Raw genomic sequence first — 15,324 nt, forward strand, 5'->3', positions numbered from 1 at the left:
TATATAAGCCATGCGAAACTCATAAAAAATATGAATATTAATAAAATCGATCTTAATCTTCTTATTTATCTCGATGTACTGTTAAGAGAATGTAACGTCACACGCTCTGCAAGCAAACTAAACATTACTCAGCCAGCAATGAGTAATGGATTAAAGCGCTTAAGAGATCTGCTTGGTGACCCTTTACTTGTTCGCACCAGCGAAGGTATGAAGCCCACAGAGAAAGCCTTACGTTTACAACCTATTGTACGTAAAGTACTTCTAGAGTTAGAAGAAGCACTTCAACCTGAAGCAGACTTTAATGAAAGCACAAGTACACGTGTGTTTCGCATTATGGCAAGCGACTACGCTGCGTCTACTGTTATTCCCAGACTATTGAACCGCTTACGCGAATTTGCGCCTGGGATCACACTCGATATCATGACTCCTAGCGATGTTACCTTTCATGATGTCGAAGCGGGGAAGATTGATATGGCGATTAATCGTTTTGAAGAGTTACCGCAATCCTTCCATCAAAAAAGCGTCTGGTTCGACACTTTTGTCTGCATGATGAGCTCAAGAAATCCAATTAAAGACCACTTTGACATTAAAGCTTATTTAGCTGCACAGCATATTTGGGTAAGTAAGACAGGGTTTGGCGTGGGCGTCGGCATGGACCCAAACGACGTACAAAAATTAGGCTGGGTTGATGAAGCACTGCAAACTCTGGATCATAAACGTAGCATTCGAGTCTTTACCAGAAGCTACCACACAGCAATGCATCTGGCGCTTGAACAAGACCTGATTGCAACTCTGCCTAAAAAAGTCGCCATGGTTAATAAGAAGAACCCTGACCTCGTTATTTTAGACCCACCATTCGATATACCAAAAATTGAACTTAAAATGATTTGGAGCCCATTACTTCATCATGATGCCAGCCATATTTGGTTTAGAAGGCAAGTCATCGATGTAGCCAATGAGCTAAAAGCACAAACAAAAAAATAAGACGTATCATTATGTTTTCAGTCTCACACATTCATCACGTCGCTATTATTTGTTCGAACTATCAAACTTCAAAAAAGTTTTATAGCGAAATATTGGGCTTTCGTATCATTGCTGAAACTTATAGAGAAGAGCGTCAATCCTACAAACTAGATCTTGCTATTAACCCCAACCAACAAATCGAGCTTTTTTCATTTCCATCGCCGCCAGAACGCCCTTCCCGGCCTGAAGCCCAAGGCCTGAGACATCTGGCTTTTGCTGTAGATGATTTGGAATCCTGCATAAAACATCTAAATCAGCATGGCGTCATAACTGAAACCATTCGATGGGATGAGCTTACTGGCAAACGCTTTACCTTCTTCGCCGACCCTGACGACTTACCTCTAGAGCTTTACCAACTATAAACACAGCATCAACTTACTAATCATCCACTCACTAATATAGCGATAAGCTCGACACAAAAAAAAACGCCCACTACTTTTCAGTAGCAGACGCTCTTTTTACTATAAAACGAAAGTTTTATAGTGATTTTGAATTCTCAGCAAGGTAAGACGCAACGCCTTCAGGTGATGTGTTCATGCCTTTGTCACCTTTGTTCCAGCCAGCTGGGCAAACTTGACCATTTTCTTCGAAGAACTGAAGTGCATCAACAACACGAACCAATTCGTCCATGTTACGACCGATAGGCTCATCGTTTACTACTTGTGAACGAACGATACCTTTTTGGTCGATAACAAAAGACGCACGCATCGCAACGCCAGCTGGGTAGTAAGAATCACCACCTTCTGACTCAATGCCGTATGCTTTAGCAATTGCATGGTCCATATCTGCAGCTAGAGTATATTCAACAGCACCGATACCACCGTCTTCTACTGGAGTGTTACGCCACGCATTGTGAGTAAAATGAGAATCGATAGATACACCGATAACTTCAACACCCATTTCACGGAATTTGTCCATGCGGTGTGACATAGCGATAATTTCTGAAGGACATACAAATGTGAAATCCAATGGATAGAAAAACACGATTGCATATTTGCCTTTGATTGTTTCAGCTAGGCTGAAAGAATCAACAATTTGGCCGTCAGCCAATACTGCAGGAACTGTAAAATCTGGAGCTTTCTTACCAACTAAAATAGACATTTTTAACGTCTCCTTTTTATTGCTTGATGTTTAAAGGCTAAATTTAACTCAACGTAGCATCACGTATTATTTACCATAATAAGCAACGCAAAAAACTTATTCTTCAGAAGAACCTACGGCTTCATTAATCAACGTCTGTAATTCGCCGTTAGATGCCATCTCTACGATAATATCGCAACCACCTACTAACTCACCTTTAACCCAAAGCTGAGGGAATGTTGGCCAGTTAGCAAACTTTGGTAGCTCAGCACGAATGTCTGGGTTATCCAAAATATTAACAAAAGCAAAACGCTCGCCACACGACATTAATGCTTGAACAGCCTGAGATGAAAACCCGCACTGCGGAGCGCGAGGATTACCTTTCATGTAAAGCAGAATATCATTACTGCTAATTTGCTCTTTGATTGTTTCGATTGTATTACTCATGCTTAAAACCTCGCTCTGCAACTGTCTTTTTGTAATGACTCAATCAATGATTAAAGCCCTTACGAAATTCAAGTCTATTAAATTCACTAAACTTGCATCAGTTTATTGGGTCTAGTGGTGTATTTACAACCCCAAAAGAGCGCTTTCAGTTACACTTTCCCTTGTTAAATGTCCTTTACTCACTTACCTGAGTGTATTAAATTGGTCGATTCCCTTTTCAGTACACAATTAAGGAGCTATAGCGTGTCGCCTAGACATTTTCTTACTCTGAAGGATCTTTCTTCCGATGAGTTAAAACAGTTATTATTTCGAGCCTCTGAGCTTAAGAAAATCCATCACGAAGGCACACTATTTCAACCGCTTAAAAACCGAGTGTTGGCGATGATCTTTGAAAAATCATCTACCCGTACACGGGTTTCTTTTGAAGCCGGCATGGCTCAGTTTGGTGGTCACGCGTTATTTCTTTCTTCACGCGATACACAGCTTGGTCGCGGTGAGCCAGTAGAAGACAGTGCTCGTGTGATTTCGAGCATGGTTGATGCCGTAATGATTAGAACATTCGATCATCAAACAGTAGAAACTTTCGCTAAATATTCTTCGGTACCTGTAATCAACGCCCTCACCGATGACTATCACCCATGCCAACTACTTGCAGACATGCAAACATACCAAGAGCACCGCGGGTCAATCGAAGATAAGAAAGTCGTTTGGGTTGGCGATGGCAATAACATGTGTAATTCCTACATCAATGCGGCCGCCATGCTCGACTTCAAATTGGTTGTTGCATGCCCTGTTGGTTACGAGCCTAACGCTGAACTTGTTGCTGAACACGGCGATCGTATTACCGTACTTCACGACGCTCACGAAGCAGCAAAAGGCGCTGACTTAATCGTGACCGATGTTTTTGCTTCTATGGGACAAGAAGATGAGCAAGAGCAACGTCTAAAAGATTTTGATGGTTTCCAAGTCAATACAGACTTAATGTCCAAAGCAAATCCTGATGCTTTATTCATGCACTGTCTGCCAGCGCACCGCGGTGAAGAAGTATCTGCCGATGTGATTGACCGCTCTGATAGCGTTGTCTGGGATGAAGCAGAAAACCGCCTACATGCACAGAAAGCGCTACTTGAATTTTTGCTGTGCCGCTAACACACTATTAAGGCTCGTATGAGTGAGTTTCTCTACGAGCTTTTTTACTCCCAAGCACTGCCCCAACATTGAAAAGACACATCAACAGTGAATTACTATGAGCATTATTGAAGTTAGGCATTTAAAAACACTGGCCGCACTCAGAGAAACTGGAAGCTTAGTTGAAGCTGCTGAACGAGTTCACCTAACACAATCCGCTTTGTCGCATCAGCTCAAAGATCTTGAAGAAAAGCTAGGCTGCCCGCTTTTCATACGAAAAACAAAACCCGTCCGCTTTACCAGTGCAGGATTACGTTTATTGCAGCTTGCCGATGATGTGCTACTGTCATTCCGCTCTGCTCAGCGCGATATTCAACGCTTCGCAGAAGGTGAAAGCGGTCGCTTACACATCGCTATTGAGTGCCACAGTTGCTATGAATGGCTTATGCCAACTATTGACCATTTCCGTGAGCACTGGCCAGACGTTGAATTGGATCTTTCAACAGCTTTTGGCTTTATGCCGCTGCCTGCGCTTGCCCGTGGCGATCTGGATTTGGTGGTAACATCCGACCCGCAAGACATTACCAACATTGAGTACATTCCATTATTTCAGTATGAGTCACAAGTTGCGCTATCGCGACATCACGCTCTTGCTAAAAAAGAATACTTAACACCGGAAGACTTCGCTAAAGAAACACTGATTACCTACCCTGTAGAAACCGAACGCTTAGATATCTTCAAACACTTTCTAAACCCTGCCGATATATCTCCTGCGAAAATTCGCCACAGTGAATTGACACTAATGATGATGCAGCTAGTAGCAAGTGGCCGTGGCGTATGCTGCCTACCAAATTGGGCATTAACGGAATATACCAACCGACAATATGTAATTACTAAGTCGCTTGGCGAAGAAGGGGTTTGGTGTAAGCTCTATTTGGCAATAAGGAAAGATCAGCGTGAAAACACCTACATGGAAGATCTGATAACAACAGCGTCAAAAACTTGCTTTAAAAATCTAAAAGGCATTTTGGCACCAGAACTATAATCAGCAAGCCTTCGTAACCAGCATTACGCCACAGTTTTTTTATGCTGGTTACGAGACCAAATAAAGCTAAATTTGGCACCACCAGATTCACTAGCATCAATCAACACAGCACCACCGTGCCAGAACGCAATCCTCTGAACAATCGCTAATCCCAAACCATACCCTCCTGAGGCTCGTGTACGGCTATTGTCTAGCCGTTGAAATGGTATAAAGACTTTATCTCTATCTTCAAAAGCAATGCCTGGGCCATCATCCTCAATATCTAATTGCCAACGTTCGTCATCGTATGAAAAAGTCACAGATATTGCTGTCGAGGCATATTTGGCGGCATTAAGAATTAGATTTTGCAAAGCGCGACTTAAATGATGCTCGTCAGCTAAGACAATATCTTCTTTGGAAATATTCACTTCAACGCTAAGATGCTGCAACAACAAATGATTATGACTCAAAATCCCATCAACCAATTGCGATACAGACAACTCTTTAAAGTTAAGTTCTAACGAACCACCCTCTAGTTTTCCGTAGGTTAATACCTCATCTACAAGGGTATTTAACTCTTCTACATCACCTTCTAGAGCTTCTATCGTTTTAGCAACACCATCATCCACTTCATCTTTCATAACCTCTAACCCAAAGCGTAAACGAGCGATCGGAGTTCTAAGTTCATGGGAAATGGCATTAATCATCTCTCTCTGCACTTTTAATAAGCGCTGTATATGAGAGGACATTGAATCAAATGAATAAGCTAACTCTTTTAATGTCCCACTACTGTCTGGAACACCTTTTGGAAGGCCGCTTCGGCCACGGGCAATCTGGCGAGTAATACTTTCAAATGTCTTGCGTTTAGAATCTAACGAAACGAGCTCCCGCCAAATTAAAATCAACATGACAGCGATTCCCAAACCCACGACGATAACAACGACTAAGGATAAAGAAACATCATTTTCTTCAGTGACAAACACCAGTAGAGATTGACTGGCATTTTTATCTCTCCAAACAAAACCATGTTTAGTATAAGCTCCGTGGACTGTTGCCACGCCCGTTAATGGACCAGGAACGTCGTAAGAAACCGCCTCCATATCCACACAGTTGAAACTTTCCAGTAAAACCAACTTGTCTGAATAACTTATTAAATCCGTTAACAATAACTGACTAAGCAAAAACTCTAACTGAAACAATGGATCACTTTCATCAACACGACCAACCAGCACGGGCTCATCGGATTTACCAAGAGCTATCTGATAACTGTCTTCGGGGAGTTTTAGCCACTTTTTCTCTTGAATCAAAGCTGAAATGGCCGAAATATTGAGAGATTCTCTGGGTTGAACAGTCCAGTTGAATTGGGACTCTGGAATTTCTTGTCGAATACCTGAAAGCAATAAGGCTGAGCTTATTTCTGCATCGACACAGAGTAATTGCTCTTCTCTTGAGCCACTAAAACGAGCTTGAGTAAACTCAATAACAATATAGCAACATGCAACAATAACGACACCTCCTATAATAAGGTGTCGATATAATCGCCACATTTCAGCACGCATCAGGCTACACTTCTTTTACGAACAAATAACCTTTGCTACGAATGGTCTTAATACGACGAGGGTGAATAGGATCATCACCTATTTTCGAGCGTATACGAGAAATACGAACATCGACAGATCTGTCTTGACCATCGTATTCAATACCACGTAACTCTCCGAAAATTTCTTCTCGACTAAGAATTCGTCCAGCATTACTCGACAACAGCCATAGCAAATCAAACTCTGCACTGGTTAACTCAACCTCTTCTTCAAGAAGCCATGCCTCACGACGAGAATTATCAATAGTTAATGGGCCAAATATGAGGTTTTGCTCTTCTTTAGAGGAGGCAGCGTCAAGGTCAACATCTTGATTACTACGACGTAATAAAGACTGAACCCTAGCTAACAACACTCTAGGCTTGGCTGGTTTAGACACATAATCATCTGCACCAATCTCCAAACCTAATATCTGATCAACATCATCACTGCGAGCCGTTAGCATTAAAATAGGACCTTTATAGTCATTTCGAACACTTCGACATACTGTAAAGCCATCAGCACCTGGTAGCATCAAATCAAGGATTACTAAAGAAGGCTGCTCGGCAATAATACGAGAAATTGCTTTACGTCCATCAGGTTCAATTGCCACATTGAAGCCATTTTTTTGCAAATATTCCTGAGTAAGTAGCGCCAAGCGCTCATCATCTTCCACTATCAAAATAGTTTTGTTGTCATCTATACTCATGGGCGATCCTCGTCCAGTTATTATCGTTTTAGATCAAAAGACTTATAAATCAATCTACTAAAAGTTCTTTCATTTGTCTAACTCTGTCTCGATTAACACCAAAATCTGAGTAGCCAACCCTAGAAGCAGAGCGAACATGTATCACACTGTCCGCATCAGGAAGGTAAACTTCGACATCATCCACATAACCAATCAATGAGCTTTTCACTTCAAAATGAACATAACCCAACGTACTGGCGATAATACGAGTACTTCCTTGCCCAAGCAGATATGACTCAATAGCCAGCTGTGCACTTTTTCGATCACTGGTATAAATAATCGGCTCAGCATAATGGACTTCATCATCTTCTGATGCTTGAGTTGAGACACAGTTTGGAGAAGAAGGGCAAGCCTTTAAAAAGCCATCGGTTAAACCCAACCCTTCTGGTAATTTATTGCCAATACTGACATAAATGCCAAACCCAATAACCAAAGCAACAACTAATCCAATTATCCAGCGAACCATGCTTCTGCGACTCCTAAGCCATTTTTATCTTAACGAAACGATCTTTTACCTGGCTTTTTAGGTTTAAACTCAGGCTTATCATTGCTCTGCCAATCAAAACCTTTAGGTGGCGCACGACGAGCTCCACCGGCTGTGGCTTTGTTTTTATGGCGTTTCAACTCTAATTTCTCTTGTTGAGTTTTTGATGTCAATTCCGATAGTTTCAGATCAACCATTGCGCACAAAGAGTTAACGTCTTTATCTTCCATCTCGACCCAACGCCCAACTTTAGCTTTAGATGGCAAAAAGACAGGACCAAAACGAACACGTTTCAAACGGTTAACTTTAACGCCTTGAGACTCCCAAAGACGACGAACTTCACGGTTACGGCCTTCCATCAAGCAAACATAGAACCAACGGTTAATACCTTCACCACCGCCATCAACAATGTCGGTAAACTTGGCAACGCCATCATCTAAAATAACGCCTTTTTTAAGTACGGCTAAATTTTCTTCTGTTACTTCACCCATCACGCGAACAAGATACTCACGATCAATTTCCGTTGATGGATGCATTAATCGATTTGCCAATTCACCGTCAGTTGTGAACAGAAGCAAACCCGATGTATTAATATCCAAACGGCCAACAGCAATCCAACGCTCTCCGCGCAGCTTTGGCAGCTTATCAAACACAGTAGGTCGACCCTCAGGGTCTTTACGAGTACATACTTCGCCTTCTGGTTTGTTATAAATAATAACGCGGCGGTTTTCACCTGCCTCAGTAGCAATAATAGAATAGCCATCTATTGTGATCGTATCTTTCACGCTAACGCGGTCACCCAATGTAGCAACTTCGCCATTAACCAATACACGACCTTCGCGAATACGAGTTTCCATCTCACGACGTGAACCTTGACCCGCTCTTGCTAATACTTTTTGTAACTTCTCGTCCATTACGAACCTCTTAGAGGGAATGCTTCTCAGCAACCCAGTTTTAATAAAATTAGTTAACTATTTTCCGCATTATAAGTCACACAGCCTGAGACTTTACAGCGGTATCTGTACCATTTTACGCAAACGGCGCAGGATCACCAGCACCAATACGCACCACCTCGATACTGTCTGCATCCATTTTAACAACTGTTGTCGGTTGCAGCCCACAAAAACCGCCGTCAATCACTAAATCTAGAGCATGCTCCAACGTATCGCGAATATCATATGGATCTGTCATTGGGTCCGTTTCGCCAGGTAGAATCAAAGATACACTCATAATCGGAGCACCCAATTCTTCTAGTAGCGCAGAAACTATCTGATTATTGGGAATGCGAATACCAATCGTTTTTCTTTTTGGATGCAGCAATCGTCTCGGTACTTCTGATGTGGCATTGAATATAAATGTGTAAGGGCCTGGGGTATTGTTTTTTAATAATCGGTATAAGTGATTATCAAAACGTGCGTATGTTGATATTTCAGACAAGTCCCGGCACACCAAGGTAAAGTTGTGCTTATCGTCTAAACGACGAATAGCACGAATTCGATCTAAAGCAGTCTTATCGCCAAGGTGACAGCCAAGTGAATACCCACAATCCGTAGGGTAAGCAATTACGCCGCCTCCGCGAATCACTTCCGCTGCTTGCTTTATCAAGCGTACTTGCGGATTTTCTGGGTGTATCTGAAAAAATTGACTCAATCTGCTCTCCACAAAAATTTATAAATTGAAATAACCGAGCCTCAATGGATTATGCCCATGACTGCCATACCAAATCCACCTCGCTTTCATGAATTTGGGTAAACTTGCCAACCTGCATCCATGGCCCATATGGTCCGTGATAATCACTTCCTACGGAAGCTTTTAAATCAAATTCTCTCGACAAACGCTCCAGCAATCGCACGCTATCCGGACGCTCATTTCCAGATACAATTTCAATTCCCGTTCCACCCCACTTTTTAAAATCACTCAGGAGTCGCTTTAATTTAGTAACAGTTAAAGGGTAGCGTTTAGGATGGGCTAAAACCAGTTCAACATCCTGACCAGAAAGCGCAGTCAAAACATCCTCAAGTTCCGGCCAAACATCACGTAACTGACCCAATTTTTTATTACCTAGATAGCGATCAAAGGCTTTATTAGTGTCTTTTACGAAGCCCTTTTCTACCAATAAAGAGGCAAAGTGTGGTCGCCCAAGCTGACTCTCTCCCGCCAAAGCAACCGCTTCATCATATAAATCAGGTAGCCCCTGCTTAACCAATAAGTCGGCTATCCGTCTAGCTCGGTCAAGACGAATCGCCTGATTTTCATTCACAATAGACAGCAATGCTGCGTTATCTAAGGAAAAATCCAAAGCAACCATGTGCAAAGGAATACCATTCCATTGCGTTGACAACTCGACACCATAAATAAAACTAAGTCCATGTTCAGAAGCTCGTTGACTCGCCTCTGCAATGCCATCTAATGTGTCATGATCAGTAAGAGCAAATAAGGAAACGCCCTGATCAACGGCAAGATCGACAAGTTCCGTTGGCGATAAACGACCATCTGAACGCGTAGAGTGTGTATGTAAATCGACTTTTCGATAACTTGCTGCTTCAGGCATAGATTGGCTGTTCTTTAAAAGGAATGGTGGTTATCATAAGTCCAGCATACATACATTTAAGTATACATTCACTGGATTTTTATATGAAAATACTGTTCGACTTCCTTCCTATTGTTATCTTCTTCGTTGTTTATAAAATGACAGGCAATATCATTTTAGCAACAGCTATCTTGATCCCCGCCACCATACTTCAAGTGGGTTTCACTTGGTTCAAAAACAGAACAGTAGAAAAGATGCACTTGGTTTCTCTGGCATTAGTTGTACTGCTAGGTGGAGCAACAGTTCTACTTGGAGACGGTGATTTTATTAAATGGAAGCCAACAATTGTAAATGGTTTGTTTGCGATTGCATTTTTAGGCAGTCAATTCATTGGTGATAAAAACATTATTCAACGTATGATGGGTGATAAATTAGATTTACCTTTCAAGGTATGGCGAACATTAAACCTTGCATGGGTTGGCTTTTTCATTATATCTGGTGTCACCAATTTATATGTCGCGTTTTCATATAGCGAAGAAATTTGGGTAGATTTTAAATTGTTCGGTTTATTAGGAATGACCATTGTATTTATCATACTACAAGGCATTTATTTATCATCGCATTTGCAAAATAAGGAATAACAATGCTGTACTCAATTATTGGTGAAGATGTAGCAAACAGCCTTAGCGCTCGCATGCAGGCTCGCCCTGCTCACTTAGCTCGATTGGAGGCCCTACAAAATGAGGGTCGCTTAGTATTAGCTGGACCAAATCCAGCCATCGACTCAGAAAATCCAGGCGATGCGGGCTTTAGTGGCAGTGTTGTTATTGCTGAGTTTGCCAGCCTTGAAGAAGCGAAATCTTGGGCAGACGCAGACCCTTACGTAGCCGCTGGCGTTTATGAAAATGTGACTGTTAAGCCGTTCAAGCAAGTTTTTCCGAACGCCTAAAAGAAACACCCGCTAACCCTTCCCTTGAAGCTTTTAGCCCCTCCCTCTGCTAAGAGGGAGGCTGGTAGGGCGTTATTTCTTCACATCCGAATGCCCAAGATCTCGTTCAGGGTCAATCACATCCCGCATTCTCTGCTTTAGTACTTTCGCTTCTGGAAAACCGTCTTCTTTTTTACGGCACCAAATTTCTTCTCCATTCACCCTAACTTTAAAGATCCCACCTTGGGTTGGTACCAATGTGACGCTCTTGATATCGTCATCAAAGGTTGTCAGTAGCTCTTGGGATAACCATGCCGCACGCAACATCCAACGACATAAGGTACAATATTCAATTTCTACGGCTGCAGTTCGCATTCGCTTTTTCTCCAAAATTTTCACTCGACGTCTTGGAACGTCAAGACATACCCAATACTATTGCCCATACATTAAATTAGGAAGTAGCACTATGCGTAAATATCTTATCACTGGTCTGGCTTTATTCACCCTTTGCTCCCAAGTAAACGCCACCGAAGTGGATATTGTAACAAATCAAGGTTCGATTAGAGTTGATCTAAATGATGAAGCCGCACCAAAATCTGTTGCTAACTTTCTTCGTTACGCTGATGAAGGTTTCTATAACGACACGATTTTCCATCGCGTTATTCGTGGTTTTATGGTTCAGGGCGGTGGCTTTACGAAAGACCTAGAACGAAAAACAACCCATCAAGCCGTTGCCTATGAAGGTGACAATGGCTTGGCTAATAATCGTGGCACACTTGCCATGGCGCGTACACAAGATCCGAACAGCGCCACATCGCAGTTCTTTATCAATCAAGTTGATAACACCTTTTTGAATGACGGTGCCCGCGGTGCGGCCGGCTACACTGTTTTTGGCAAGGTCATTTCGGGAATGGATATCGTTGATGCCATCTCTGCTGTACCAACCTCTACAGTTGGTCCCTACCAAAATGTCCCAAAGACACCCGTTATTATCGAGAGCATCACACGTGTTAACTAGTTACCAGTTGGAATCCCCTGCATTAAGTTGGGGTGAGGATGGCGCGCCTCACTCCAACCAGTTTGACGATGTTTATTTTGACAAAGAGTCAGGACTGGAAGAAACACGCCACGTTTTTTTAAAAAACAATCAGTTAAGCGAACGCTGGGCATCACTTCAAAAAAACGCCTTCGTGATTGCTGAAACAGGCTTTGGTACAGGGCTAAATTTTTTATGTGCATGGCAGGCTTTTTTAGTCGAAGCGGGCGGCGATAAACAGTTGCACTTCATCTCGGTCGAAAAATATCCCATGACCAAAAGCATGCTGACTGACGCATTAAAAATGTGGCCATCTATAAGCCATTTTAGTCAGCAACTAATCGATGCCTACCCAGAAGTGTGTCATGGCTTTCATCGCATTGAATTAGAACAAGGGCGAATCCAATTAACGCTTTGGTTTGGTGAAGCAGAAGACGGTTTCGCGGCGCTTGATGCAGACGTCGATGCTTGGTTTTTAGATGGTTTTGCACCAAGTAAAAACCCTGAAATGTGGTCTGATAACCTATTTCACCATATCCATCGCCTTAGCCACCAAGGCACGACCTGTTCAACCTTTACCGCAGCAGGTATTGTACGTAGAGGGTTACAAAGCGTTGGCTTTGACGTGCGCAAAGTAAAAGGCTTTGGCCAGAAAAGAGAAATGACCGTTGGCGTTCTAAACACCACGACAACCCCATTGACTGAACGCATGTCTCAGGGACAATCTTGGTTCAACCTTCGCCAAGATGACACTCAAGACATCACTAAGGTATTGGTCGTGGGTGCTGGACTAGCAGGTGCCAATACAGCTTACGCTCTTGCTAAACAAGGCATACAAGTCGAGGTATGGGAACAAGGTGACTGTATTGCTGGCGGCGCGTCAGGTAACCCTCAAGGTATGCTTTACCCTAAATTGGCTGCACAGGACACACCCGTAAATCGTTTTTATCTATCCGCTTACCTACATGCGACTCGCTTATATTCCAGCCTAGATACAAACAAACAATTCTGGGACGCCTGCGGATTAATACAAATACCGAAGCACGATAAAGAAGCCGAACGCTTTCAAAAGTTGCTTAATGAAAAGCTATACCCTGAAACTATTTTGCAAGCCTCAAAAGACAGAGAAGGCAGTTTACTCTTACCGCTATCTGGCTGGGTCGTTCTGACAGAGCTTTGCAAGACTCTTTTGTCTCATGACAATATTAAGGTTTGCTTAAACACTAAGCTTGAAGACCTTTCTGCCATAAAGACAAATGATCAAACTATTGGCTGGCAGGCTCGATCTGCCGATCTTGAAACTGACTTCTCTCATGTAGTGCTTTGTACAGCCAATGACACCAAAGCCTTAGACATGACACCAAATATGCCAGACTACCCGATTCGGGGGCAAGTCTCGTTTATTGATATAGAAAAAGCCAAGTCAGCGTGCGAAGCCATGGGAGAACCTGCCGATAAAACAAATTTCGACAAGGTGCTTTGTGAGTTTGGCTATGTTTCCCCATCGATAAATGGCTTGCTGCATTTTGGCTCTACGTACGATCTAAAAGATCAAGATGGCCAAGTAAGAGAAGAAGGACACAAACGAAACTTAGCTATTTTGGAAAGCCTGCTTTTATTACCAAAAGAGACTTTTAATAGTGAAGACTGCGGAGGACGAGTATCTTTTAGATGTGCCGTACCAGATTACACACCAATTGTTGGCCCTGTTCAATCGGATGAAATGTATCGGCAGGCATATTCAGCACTCAGTAGAAATGCTAAGTGGCAAAGTAATGAAATTGCAGAACCACTAACGCAGTTATTTATTAACATTGGGCACGGTTCTAGAGGATTAATTTCAACGCCTTTGAGCGGCAGCTATATCGCAAGCTTAATTACTGGGGTGCCTTCCCCTTTAGAGCAGAAAATAAGTCATAAACTTCACCCGAGCCGCTTTATAATCAGAGATATGAAGCGCAGCCAAAATAGCTAGCTAAAATGCATTGAAGCGTTTTACCACGCCTCAATGCATAGCACCACAAGCCACAATAACCTTATGATTCAAAAAGAGCACAAGCGCTTGGAATAAGCGCAACAAATCGGTTGGAGGTTTGCGGGCGAATTATGTAATTATTAAGCTCAGGCAACAAAGCTCTCAGCTTATCACTCAGTTGCAGCAAGCTAGGGTTTATCGGTTCATAAGGATAAACATGGTCTTGTAGACTCAATTTATGCAACTCATCCAATTCATCTTGTAAAATGCCCTTCATCGCAAAAAAACGGTCTTTTTGGTTAATGTCATTGGTCTCCCAATAGGCATCAGAAAACGCTTCATTTAATTCATAAAAAATATGCAACGCATCAGCAACATTTTTCTTAGACATGCTATCTCCAATCTTTCTTAGGCAATATTACTATTACCCCTTGTATTGTTTAACCCTAACCCTATAACCTACATTCTAAACATGAATCAATATAGGTGAATACCCCTTGAGTACAACAATGCATCATGCCGTGACTTCTGACAATCTCTGGCAGTCTTTGCAAGCAGAAGCCAAAAAGCTTGCACAAGATGAACCGATTCTAGCCAGCTATTTTAATACGACTATTTTACGTCATGAATCATTGTGTTCGGCATTGAGCTTTTTACTTGCTAGCAAACTCGACAGCATATCCATCCCAGCTATGGTTCTACGAGAAGTATTCGAAGAAGCTATGGCAGATACTAACTCTGGCATTGTACGGTGCATCGAGCAAGATATTTTAGCAATAAAAGAACGCGACGCGGCTTGCGATACACTTACAACGCCTTTGCTATTCTTTAAAGGCTTCCACGCCTTGCAAACTCATCGAGTAGCGAACTGGCTATGGAAAAACAATCGTAGAAGTTTAGCTTTGTATCTTCAGGGTCAAATGTCGATGGTCTTTAGTGTTGATATCCATCCTGCGGCCACAATAGGCTGTGGTGTTATGTTAGACCATGCCACAGGGCTTGTAGTGGGCGAAACCTGTGTCATTGAAGATAACGTATCAATTTTGCAATCCGTTACTCTAGGCGGCACAGGTAAAGAGCACGGAGATCGTCACCCTAAGATTCGTACAGGCGTATTGATTGGTGCCGGCGCAAAAATTCTTGGCAACATTGAAATCGGCGAAGGTGCAAAAATCGGTGCCGGTAGCGTGGTGTTAGAACCCGTTGAACATCACACTACTGTCGCTGGTGTACCAGCCAAAGTAGTGGGTCGCAACATGGGAGAAGACCCATCCAGAGCCATGGATCACAATATCAATCACTGTATTCGTGATTGCGTCGAAGAATAGTTCAATAAAACGTAACTAC

At 42.5% G+C, this 15,324-nt stretch carries 19 protein-coding genes; 9 read left to right on the plus strand and 10 right to left on the minus strand.

The features are described 5' to 3' along the window. Nucleotides 1-30: 30 nt before the first annotated feature. Both DFP77_RS00505 and gloA2 read left to right on the plus strand, forming a co-directional pair. Entirely contained in the window at nt 31-984 is a 954-nt protein-coding gene (locus tag DFP77_RS00505; protein ID WP_114410348.1) for a LysR family transcriptional regulator, read from the plus strand. Between the two features lie 11 nt (nt 985-995). Beyond that, on the plus strand, nt 996-1,385 hold the full coding sequence (gene gloA2 / locus DFP77_RS00510; protein ID WP_114410349.1) for an SMU1112c/YaeR family gloxylase I-like metalloprotein: 390 nt from the start codon (nt 996-998) through the stop codon (nt 1,383-1,385). A 115-nt stretch (nt 1,386-1,500) separates the two neighbouring features. Here the strand turns inward: gloA2 and DFP77_RS00515 are convergent, their stop codons facing one another. Continuing rightward, on the minus strand, nt 1,501-2,124 hold the full coding sequence (locus tag DFP77_RS00515; RefSeq protein ID WP_114410350.1) for a peroxiredoxin: 624 nt from the start codon (nt 2,122-2,124) through the stop codon (nt 1,501-1,503). 96 nt (nt 2,125-2,220) lie between these two features. After that, nucleotides 2,221-2,550 (minus strand): Grx4 family monothiol glutaredoxin, encoded by a 330-nt coding sequence (grxD, locus tag DFP77_RS00520; protein ID WP_114410351.1) that lies wholly within the window; start codon nt 2,548-2,550, stop codon nt 2,221-2,223. A gap of 243 nt (nt 2,551-2,793) precedes the next feature. Here grxD and argF point away from each other — a divergent pair, with 243 nt between their 5' ends. After that, nucleotides 2,794-3,699 (plus strand): ornithine carbamoyltransferase, encoded by a 906-nt coding sequence (gene argF, locus DFP77_RS00525; protein WP_114410352.1) that lies wholly within the window; start codon nt 2,794-2,796, stop codon nt 3,697-3,699. A gap of 97 nt (nt 3,700-3,796) precedes the next feature. Further along, nucleotides 3,797-4,723, plus strand: a complete 927-nt coding sequence (locus DFP77_RS00530; protein ID WP_181858469.1) for a LysR family transcriptional regulator — start codon at nt 3,797-3,799, stop codon at nt 4,721-4,723. Nucleotides 4,724-4,746: 23 nt separating this feature from the next. Here the strand turns inward: DFP77_RS00530 and DFP77_RS00535 are convergent, their stop codons facing one another. The 6 genes from DFP77_RS00535 to DFP77_RS00560 all read right to left on the minus strand — a co-directional run bounded on the left by DFP77_RS00535 (nt 4,747) and on the right by DFP77_RS00560 (nt 10,059). Continuing rightward, on the minus strand, nt 4,747-6,261 hold the full coding sequence (locus DFP77_RS00535; protein ID WP_114410353.1) for an ATP-binding protein: 1,515 nt from the start codon (nt 6,259-6,261) through the stop codon (nt 4,747-4,749). 4 nt (nt 6,262-6,265) lie between these two features. Beyond that, nucleotides 6,266-6,985, minus strand: coding sequence for a response regulator (locus tag DFP77_RS00540; RefSeq protein ID WP_114410354.1), 720 nt, complete (start codon nt 6,983-6,985; stop codon nt 6,266-6,268). Between the two features lie 49 nt (nt 6,986-7,034). Continuing rightward, entirely contained in the window at nt 7,035-7,490 is a 456-nt protein-coding gene (locus DFP77_RS00545; protein WP_114410355.1) for a DUF1499 domain-containing protein, read from the minus strand. Nucleotides 7,491-7,519: 29 nt separating this feature from the next. Further along, a complete protein-coding gene (rluB, locus tag DFP77_RS00550) occupies nt 7,520-8,422 on the minus strand; it encodes a 23S rRNA pseudouridine(2605) synthase RluB (RefSeq protein ID WP_114410356.1) in 903 nt (300 codons plus the stop codon). Between the two features lie 115 nt (nt 8,423-8,537). After that, complete coding sequence (locus tag DFP77_RS00555) at nt 8,538-9,158, minus strand: L-threonylcarbamoyladenylate synthase (protein ID WP_114410357.1); 621 nt, start codon at nt 9,156-9,158, stop codon at nt 8,538-8,540. A gap of 49 nt (nt 9,159-9,207) precedes the next feature. Beyond that, on the minus strand, nt 9,208-10,059 hold the full coding sequence (locus DFP77_RS00560; RefSeq protein ID WP_114410358.1) for a PHP domain-containing protein: 852 nt from the start codon (nt 10,057-10,059) through the stop codon (nt 9,208-9,210). A gap of 83 nt (nt 10,060-10,142) precedes the next feature. Between DFP77_RS00560 and DFP77_RS00565 the strand changes: the two genes are divergently transcribed. Continuing rightward, the gene (locus DFP77_RS00565) at nt 10,143-10,679 is read left to right on the plus strand and encodes a septation protein A (protein WP_114410359.1); all 537 of its coding nucleotides are present in this window, start codon (nt 10,143-10,145) and stop codon (nt 10,677-10,679) included. Nucleotides 10,680-10,681: 2 nt separating this feature from the next. After that, a complete protein-coding gene (locus tag DFP77_RS00570; RefSeq protein WP_114410360.1) occupies nt 10,682-10,987 on the plus strand; it encodes a YciI family protein in 306 nt (101 codons plus the stop codon). A gap of 72 nt (nt 10,988-11,059) precedes the next feature. Here DFP77_RS00570 and DFP77_RS00575 read toward each other — a convergent pair whose 3' ends face one another. Next, nucleotides 11,060-11,341: an Rdx family protein gene (locus DFP77_RS00575; RefSeq protein WP_114410361.1), complete on the minus strand. Its 282-nt coding sequence runs from the start codon at nt 11,339-11,341 to the stop codon at nt 11,060-11,062. 91 nt (nt 11,342-11,432) lie between these two features. On the opposite strand from DFP77_RS00575, the gene DFP77_RS00580 reads away from it, so the two are divergent. Together DFP77_RS00580 and mnmC are read left to right on the plus strand one after the other, a co-directional pair. Continuing rightward, nucleotides 11,433-11,984: a peptidylprolyl isomerase gene (locus DFP77_RS00580; RefSeq protein ID WP_114410362.1), complete on the plus strand. Its 552-nt coding sequence runs from the start codon at nt 11,433-11,435 to the stop codon at nt 11,982-11,984. After that, the gene (mnmC, locus tag DFP77_RS00585; RefSeq protein ID WP_114410363.1) at nt 11,974-13,977 is read left to right on the plus strand and encodes a bifunctional tRNA (5-methylaminomethyl-2-thiouridine)(34)-methyltransferase MnmC2/FAD-dependent 5-carboxymethylaminomethyl-2-thiouridine(34) oxidoreductase MnmC1; all 2,004 of its coding nucleotides are present in this window, start codon (nt 11,974-11,976) and stop codon (nt 13,975-13,977) included. Before DFP77_RS00580 ends, mnmC begins: the two co-directional genes overlap by 11 nt. A 61-nt stretch (nt 13,978-14,038) precedes the next feature. On the opposite strand, the gene DFP77_RS00590 is transcribed toward mnmC, so the two are convergent. Beyond that, nucleotides 14,039-14,368 (minus strand): hypothetical protein, encoded by a 330-nt coding sequence (locus tag DFP77_RS00590; RefSeq protein WP_114410364.1) that lies wholly within the window; start codon nt 14,366-14,368, stop codon nt 14,039-14,041. Nucleotides 14,369-14,486: 118 nt separating this feature from the next. Between DFP77_RS00590 and cysE the strand changes: the two genes are divergently transcribed. Then, nucleotides 14,487-15,305 carry a serine O-acetyltransferase gene (gene cysE, locus DFP77_RS00595; RefSeq protein WP_114410365.1) on the plus strand — a complete coding sequence of 273 codons (819 nt, stop codon included), beginning with the start codon at nt 14,487-14,489 and terminating at the stop codon, nt 15,303-15,305. The last annotated feature ends 19 nt before the right edge of the window (nt 15,306-15,324 follow it).

Origin of the sequence: Marinomonas foliarum, from assembly GCF_003337275.1 — a bacterium.
Lineage (GTDB): Bacteria > Pseudomonadota > Gammaproteobacteria > Pseudomonadales > Marinomonadaceae > Marinomonas > Marinomonas foliarum.

Excerpts from the sequence above, each read along its gene's own strand:
- DFP77_RS00505 (WP_114410348.1), top strand. The coding sequence starts at position 31 with ATGAATATTAATAAAATCGATCTTAATCTTCTTATTTATCTCGATGTA.
- gloA2 (WP_114410349.1), top strand. The coding sequence starts at position 996 with ATGTTTTCAGTCTCACACATTCATCACGTCGCTATTATTTGTTCGAAC.
- DFP77_RS00515 (WP_114410350.1), bottom strand. The coding sequence starts at position 2,124 with ATGTCTATTTTAGTTGGTAAGAAAGCTCCAGATTTTACAGTTCCTGCA.
- grxD (WP_114410351.1), bottom strand. The coding sequence starts at position 2,550 with ATGAGTAATACAATCGAAACAATCAAAGAGCAAATTAGCAGTAATGAT.
- DFP77_RS00530 (WP_181858469.1), top strand. The coding sequence starts at position 3,797 with ATGAGCATTATTGAAGTTAGGCATTTAAAAACACTGGCCGCACTCAGA.
- DFP77_RS00535 (WP_114410353.1), bottom strand. The coding sequence starts at position 6,261 with ATGCGTGCTGAAATGTGGCGATTATATCGACACCTTATTATAGGAGGT.
- DFP77_RS00540 (WP_114410354.1), bottom strand. The coding sequence starts at position 6,985 with ATGAGTATAGATGACAACAAAACTATTTTGATAGTGGAAGATGATGAG.
- DFP77_RS00545 (WP_114410355.1), bottom strand. The coding sequence starts at position 7,490 with ATGGTTCGCTGGATAATTGGATTAGTTGTTGCTTTGGTTATTGGGTTT.
- rluB (WP_114410356.1), bottom strand. The coding sequence starts at position 8,422 with ATGGACGAGAAGTTACAAAAAGTATTAGCAAGAGCGGGTCAAGGTTCA.
- DFP77_RS00560 (WP_114410358.1), bottom strand. The coding sequence starts at position 10,059 with ATGCCTGAAGCAGCAAGTTATCGAAAAGTCGATTTACATACACACTCT.
- DFP77_RS00565 (WP_114410359.1), top strand. The coding sequence starts at position 10,143 with ATGAAAATACTGTTCGACTTCCTTCCTATTGTTATCTTCTTCGTTGTT.
- DFP77_RS00570 (WP_114410360.1), top strand. The coding sequence starts at position 10,682 with ATGCTGTACTCAATTATTGGTGAAGATGTAGCAAACAGCCTTAGCGCT.
- DFP77_RS00575 (WP_114410361.1), bottom strand. The coding sequence starts at position 11,341 with ATGCGAACTGCAGCCGTAGAAATTGAATATTGTACCTTATGTCGTTGG.
- DFP77_RS00580 (WP_114410362.1), top strand. The coding sequence starts at position 11,433 with ATGCGTAAATATCTTATCACTGGTCTGGCTTTATTCACCCTTTGCTCC.
- DFP77_RS00590 (WP_114410364.1), bottom strand. The coding sequence starts at position 14,368 with ATGTCTAAGAAAAATGTTGCTGATGCGTTGCATATTTTTTATGAATTA.
- cysE (WP_114410365.1), top strand. The coding sequence starts at position 14,487 with ATGCATCATGCCGTGACTTCTGACAATCTCTGGCAGTCTTTGCAAGCA.